The 6,468-nt window shown below is 69.8% G+C and carries 5 protein-coding genes; all 5 read left to right on the forward strand.

Features of this window, described 5'->3' with window-relative positions:
• Positions 1 to 44: 44 nt before the first annotated feature.
• The 5 genes from VMN58_10395 to VMN58_10415 all read left to right on the forward strand — a co-directional run bounded on the left by VMN58_10395 (position 45) and on the right by VMN58_10415 (position 6,309).
• Positions 45 to 1,229: a DUF4388 domain-containing protein gene (locus VMN58_10395; protein ID HUF33602.1), complete on the forward strand. Its 1,185-nt coding sequence runs from the start codon at positions 45 to 47 to the stop codon at positions 1,227 to 1,229.
• A gap of 12 nt (positions 1,230 to 1,241) precedes the next feature.
• Entirely contained in the window at positions 1,242 to 2,957 is a 1,716-nt protein-coding gene (locus tag VMN58_10400) for an ATPase, T2SS/T4P/T4SS family (GenBank protein HUF33603.1), read from the forward strand.
• A gap of 297 nt (positions 2,958 to 3,254) precedes the next feature.
• Positions 3,255 to 3,839 carry a hypothetical protein gene (locus VMN58_10405; GenBank protein HUF33604.1) on the forward strand — a complete coding sequence of 195 codons (585 nt, stop codon included), beginning with the start codon at positions 3,255 to 3,257 and terminating at the stop codon, positions 3,837 to 3,839.
• A 191-nt stretch (positions 3,840 to 4,030) separates the two neighbouring features.
• The gene (locus VMN58_10410; GenBank protein ID HUF33605.1) at positions 4,031 to 4,648 is read left to right on the forward strand and encodes a hypothetical protein; all 618 of its coding nucleotides are present in this window, start codon (positions 4,031 to 4,033) and stop codon (positions 4,646 to 4,648) included.
• A gap of 65 nt (positions 4,649 to 4,713) precedes the next feature.
• The gene (locus tag VMN58_10415; protein ID HUF33606.1) at positions 4,714 to 6,309 is read left to right on the forward strand and encodes a PilT/PilU family type 4a pilus ATPase; all 1,596 of its coding nucleotides are present in this window, start codon (positions 4,714 to 4,716) and stop codon (positions 6,307 to 6,309) included.
• The last annotated feature ends 159 nt before the right edge of the window (positions 6,310 to 6,468 follow it).

The raw sequence follows: 6,468 nt of genomic DNA on the forward strand, positions 1-6,468 counted from the left end.
ACGGCCGATGGGATAGAACCGTCATCCCCCCTTCGGAGGTCACCGTGTCCCTACAGGGCACCCTCGACACGTTCGCACTCGCTGATGTCATCCGCCTGCTGGCGGCGACATCGAAGACCGGCCACCTGCGCATCACGAGCCCGCGCGGCGCGGGTGGCGCCTGGCTCGACGCCGGCCTCGTGGTGGGGATCGAGTCGCCGCTCGGTGGCGAGACCCCCGAGACCCGCGCCTTCGAGCTGCTGCGCCTCGAGGAGGGCAGCTTCGCCTTCGAGAGCGGTGAGCGCTCCGAGGACCCCGAGGAGCCCACCGAGGTCGAAGACCTGCTCACCGGCGCCGAGGTCCTCCTCGCCGAGTGGCGGGAGATCGTCGCCGTGGTGCCCTCGCTCGAACACCGGGTGGCGCTGACGCGCATCCTGCCGGCCGAGTCGGTCCCCGTCGACCAGGCGCAGTGGGACGGCCTGGTCGCCATCGGCGGCGGGACGTCGGTCCGCGCCATGGGCGACGACCTGGGCCAGGACGAGCTCGCCGCCAGCCGGACCGTGAGGGCCCTGGTCGAGGCGGGACTGGTCGAGGTCCTTGAGCCCTCGACCGGCGAATCGGCCACCGAGACGGACCGTTGGACCGTCGGGGCCGACCTGGTGGCCGACCTGCTCGACGACGAGGTGACCGCCCTCGATGAGGAGGACGACGACGAGGTCGACGGGCTCGATGACCTGGTCGTGACCGCCCTCGGCGACGAGATCGACGATGAGGTCGATGACCTGGTCGTGACCGCCTTCGACGACGAGGAGGACGTCGACGTGGACATCGACCCGGTCACCGGGACCTACGGGCCGGTGTCCCACGACGAAGGCGCCGAGGTGGCCGAGGCTGCGGTCGACGCGCCGGTCGAGGAGCCGCAGGGCCCCCGTCCCACCTGGTCGAGCCTCTACCCCCAGCACCGCCCCGCGACCCCCGCCAAGTCGGCGACAAGGGCCGACGCCCTCAGCACCGACGTTGTCCTCCCGGTCCCGGAAGACCCTGCCCTGCTCCAGCACCTCGCCGGGCTCCGCCCGAGCGAGACCGCCGACGGTCCCGAGCGGGAGTCCGCCCGTGACGACGACGAGGCCGACGCGCCGGCAGGCGATGCCTCGCCGAAGCCCGACCGCAAGGGTCACGAGCCCCCCAAGCCGGTCGACCCCGCCCACCGCGGCGCGCTGCTCAAGTTCCTCTCATCTGTGCGAACCTGAGCGGTGGGAACCATGACCACGACGAGCGACGAGGGGGTGGGAACCGCGAGCACGAGTGAGCGTGATCAGCTCGGCGGGCTCCTCCTCGATCGTGGCCTCGTCACCGAGGAGCAGCTCGACGCCGCCGCCGCCGAGGCCGCCCAGTCCGGCCACGCCATCGGCCGCATCCTCATCGAGGGCAAGATCGTCACCGAGTCCCAGCTGGTGGAGGCCATCGCGGCCGGCATCGGCATGGAGTTCGTCGACCTCGCCGAGTACCCGATCGACCCGGTCGCCGTCGCCGCCATCCCAGAGGCGCTGGCCCGCCGCTACCAGGCCATGCCCATCGCGTGGGACGAGAAGGTCCTCATCGTGGCGATGGCCGACCCGTCGAACGTCCTCGCCGTCGACGACATCCGCTCGGTGGCCAAGGCCGAGGTCCGCACCGTCGTCACCACCCTGGTCGCCCTCCACGAGGCGATCGACAAGCACCACCGCCTCGACGCCGAGCTCGAGGACGTCGGCGGCATGGCCATCGACGAGGCCGACGATGCCGGCGACCTGGCGCAGCTCAAGGAGGTCACCGAGGACGCGCCGATCGTCAAGCTGGCGAACCTGCTGATCCGCCAGGCGGTGCAGGACCGTGCGTCCGACATCCACATCGAGCCCACCGAGCGCGACGTGCGCATCCGCTACCGGATCGACGGCGTGCTCCACGAGGTCATGCGCTCGCCCAAGCGGGTCCAGGCCGGCCTGATCAGCCGCGTCAAGATCATGGCCGACCTGAACATCGCCGAGCGGCGCCTGCCCCAGGACGGGCGCATCTCCACGACCATGGGCGGGCGCCAGGTCGACCTCCGGGTGGCGACCCTGCCGACGGTCTACGGCGAGAAGATCGTCATGCGCATCCTCGACAAGAGCACCGCCCTGCTGGCCCTGCCCGAGCTCGGCTTCCTGCCTCAGACCCTGAAGCGCTACCAGTCGGTCTTCACCAAGCCCTACGGCACCATCCTCGTCACCGGCCCCACCGGCTCCGGCAAGTCGACCACCCTCTACGCCACGCTCAACGTCCTGTCCGACCCCACCAAGAACGTGATCACGGTGGAGGACCCGGTCGAGTACCGCCTCGCCGGCATCAACCAGGTGCAGGTGAACCCCAAGGCTGGCCTCACCTTTGCCTCGGCGCTGCGCACGATCCTGCGCGCCGACCCCGACGTCGTGCTCGTCGGCGAGATCCGCGACCGCGAGACGGCGAGCATCGCCATGGAGGCCGCCCTCACCGGTCACCTCGTGCTCTCGACCCTCCACACCAACGACGCCTGCTCGACCCCGACCCGCCTCGTCGAGATGGGCCTCGAGCCCTACCTGGTCTCCAGCGCCATCGACTGCGTGGTGGCCCAGCGCCTCATCCGCCGGCTGTGCGAGCGGTGCAAGGAGCGCTACACGCCCGGCGCCGGCGACATCACCGCGCTCGGGTGGGACATCGAGGGCGGCCAGCTGCCTGCCGAGCTGCACCGCCCCGTGGGCTGCGGCACCTGCGGCAAGACCGGCTACGTCGGCCGCTTCGCCCTCCACGAGGTGCTGTTGGTCACCGAGGAGATCGAGACCCTCATCGCCGAGCGTGCCGCGTCCGACGACATCAAGAAGGTCAGCGTGTCCGAGGGCATGCTCACCCTCCGCCAGGCCGGCCTCGAGCACGTGGCCAGCGGCCAGACCTCCGTGGAGGAGCTCCTCCGGGTGGTGGCGTAGCGCCCCAGTCGGGTGCTGCGCGGTCAGGCGCGTTGGCGGGCGTTGTCGGGCGTTCTCCGGACCGTTTCGGGCGCTTCTCCGGACGGTTCTTCCGCATTTCCGGGAGCTTTGGTCCGGAGAACGGGTGCGCGGGCTCGCCGAGTGCCCCGCGGGGCACTCCGGTGTCGCGGGCGGCGTGCCGTGTGGGCGTTGCGGTGGAGGCGTGGCGGTGCGTAGATTGCGCCCTTGCGTCGAAGTGCATGAAATGACACGCAGCGGGAGCAGCCGGTGAGGGTTCGCAAGCGATGGTGCCTGGTCGTGGCGGCCCTCGCCGCCGTGTCGGCCTGCGGCGGCGATGCAGCGCCCGACTCAGCCCCGGTCACCACCCTCCCGATCGCCCCCACGACCACCTCCACCACCGTGGGTGTCGACGAGATCCCCGACGAGATCACCGTCGAGTACGTCCAGCGCGTGATGGACGCCCTCGACGAGTCCTGGGGCGAGATGTTCCGCCAGTACAAGGCCGACGAAGGCCCCACCGTCGACAACCACGCCTGGCTAGCCGAGCTCTACGCCGAACCGGCGTATGGGCAGATGGAGGACTTACTGGGGGAGATCGCGGGCGACGAGTTCGATGGGATCAGGGAGGAACCCAGCGATCCAGTCACCGAGGTCCTGCAGGTTGTGAGCGCAACCCCTGAGTGCATCTTTGTGAGCGACCAACGCGATTACGGCGGAATCTTCAGTAGTGGATATGAGGTCTCGCCCGGCTATCTGCAGTTGGTTCCGGCGCCGACTCAAGTGAGTATCAGGAATCCCACTGCTTGGAGAGTCAGCCGAGAGGTCACAGCTGAGGGACGCACCGTTGAGGAGGTGATCGACCCATGTGGCGACGAGTCCTGACCTTGGGGGTCATCTTCGTACTGGCAAGTCACGGCCGGGTTCCGTTGGGAGCTCAGGAGCCCACGGTGACACCCGTGGGTCTTGACGAGATGCAAGTGGAGCTGGGATCGCAGCGTCAACGCTCCCGCCGCTCCCAACCCTCCACCTCGCCCGTCTCGACCGGCCCTTCTGCCCCTCCTCCCCTGACGATGGTGAGCACGTCGCTGGGGTTGCGGGACGACGGGTCTCGGTGCGTCAACGTGTTCAGCGTCCCGGGCAGCCCCACCTCCCGGGAGGGGATCGAGAACGAGGCTCGGGCCAGGGCGCAGATCGCCGAGCACGGCTACTGCCCGTCGTCGCCGCTCCAGGACCTCCCGAGGGTGAGCGCCGATGCCGCGGCGGAGCACCTGTGGCGGGAGCGGGTCACGCTGCCGGCGCCGACGCTCGAGATCTCACCGGGCCGTGCCGTCACCGGCCTGCCGGCGTACCTCGAGATCGGCGGGACGCAGGGCGAGCGGCTGCCGGCGATGGGTGCGTTCGGCTTCGCCATCACCATCACCACCAGCTCCACCTACGACATCGACTGGGGCGACGGCACCGTGGTCACCGGCGTCACCAGCCAGGGCGGCCCGTATCCCGACGGCGAAGTCCGCCACACCTACCGCCACGTCGACGACGACAACGTCGTCACCGCCACCCAGCGCTGGACCGCCACCTGGACGGCCACCGGCCCCGACGGCACCACCAGCGGCACCATTGCCGGCGTCCTCTCGACCTCGTCGACCCTTCCCCTGCCCGTCGGCCAGATCCAGGCCGTCCGCAACCGCTGACCCGCGTGGGGAGCAGATCGGGCTCTGGGGCTCAGGATGTGTGGTGGACGTGCCGATGGAAGGCCATGTCGAATCGATCGCGTCACCTCGGTGAGTTCCTCGTCGAGCGCAAGGTCCTCTCCCGCGAAGACCTGGAGATGTCTCTCCAGAAGGAAACCGCCGACGGCCAGCCCCTGCCCGCCATCTTGATGTCTGCCGGCCTGGTGGGGGAGAAGGACCTGGTGGCGGCCATCGCCGACCAGGTCGGAACCCCCTTCATCGACCTGGCCGAGCAGATCATCCCGGTCGACCTCGACCGCTGCATCCCCGCCGAGCTGGCCCACAAGCACCTGGCCGTGGCCGTCGACGTCGACGCCGACCAGCTCGTGGTTGCCATGGCCGACCCCACCGACAAGGACGCCACGGTCGCCATCACCTCGGCGACGGGGTGGGCGGTCAAGCCGGCCGTCGCCGTGCGCAGCGAGCTGCAACGGGTGGTCACCAGCATGTACGGCCAACCGCCGTCGGCCGCGCCCGCCACCAGCCCCACCGGCGAGCCCATGGAGATCAGCGAGGAGCCCACCGTCCACGGTGGGTGGGACGACGGCGGCGCCGACGAGCTGCACGTCAACGAGCTGCTCCAGAGGGTCCTCGACCTCGGGGGCTCCGACCTGCACCTCACCAACGGCTCCGAGCCGGTGGTGCGCGTCAACGGCGAGCTCAAGCGCCTCACCGAGTTCCCGGTGTTGAACGGCTCCGAGATCCGCCGGATGATCTTCGCCATCCTCACCCAGAAGCAGCGGGAGCGCTTCGAGTCGGACAAGGAGCTCGACACCTCGCACTCCATCCCGGGCCTCGGCCGCTTCCGCGTCAACGTCTTCCTCCAGCGCGACGCGGTGGGCTCGGTCATGCGAGTCATCCCCTACGAGATCGTGCCGCTGGAGGACCTCGGGCTGCCGCCGGCGGTGGCCCAGCTGGCCGAGCTGCCCCGTGGCCTGGTGCTGGTCACCGGCCCCACCGGCTCCGGCAAGTCGACCACCCTGGCGTCGCTGATCGACATCATCAACCGCAAGAGGCCGCACCACATCATGACGGTGGAGGACCCCATCGAGTTCCTCCACCACCACAAGATGTCGGTGGTGAACCAGCGCGAGGTGGGCGAGGACACCCAGTCGTTCGCTCAGGCCCTCAAGCACGTGCTGCGCCAGGACCCCGACGTCATCCTCGTCGGCGAGATGCGCGACCTCGAGACCATCCACATGGCGCTGTCCGCCGCCGAGACCGGCCACATCGTCTACGGCACCTTGCACACCCAGGACGCCCCGCAGTCGGTCGACCGCATCATCGACGTCTTCCCCGCCAACCAGCAGGGCCAGGTGCGGGTGCAGCTCGCCACCGCCCTCCAGGGCATCGTGACCCAGCAGCTGCTGCCCACGCCCGACGGCAAGGGCCGGGCGGTGGCGGCCGAGGTGATGATCGCCACGCCGGCCATCCGCAACCTGATCCGGGAGGGCAAGACCCACCAGATCTACTCCGCCATGCAGGCGGGCGCGAAGTACGGCATGCAGACGATGGACCAGTCGCTGGCCAACCTCGTCAAGATCGGCAAGATCACCATGGCGACCGCCCTCGAGCGCTGCGCCAACCAGGAAGACCTCCGCCGCCTGAGCGGCGAGAGCTAGGGGAGAGACCATGGCAACCACGTACCAGTACAAGGTCCGCGACAAGGACGGCCGCCTCCTCCAGGGGTCGCTCGACGGCGACAGCTCGACCCTCGTCGCCGAGCGCCTCCGCACCATGGGCTACGTGCCGGTGGCCGTCGAGGCCCAAAAGGGCAGCGC

Source organism: Acidimicrobiales bacterium (assembly GCA_035512495.1).
GTDB lineage: Bacteria > Actinomycetota > Acidimicrobiia > Acidimicrobiales > CADCSY01 > DATKDW01.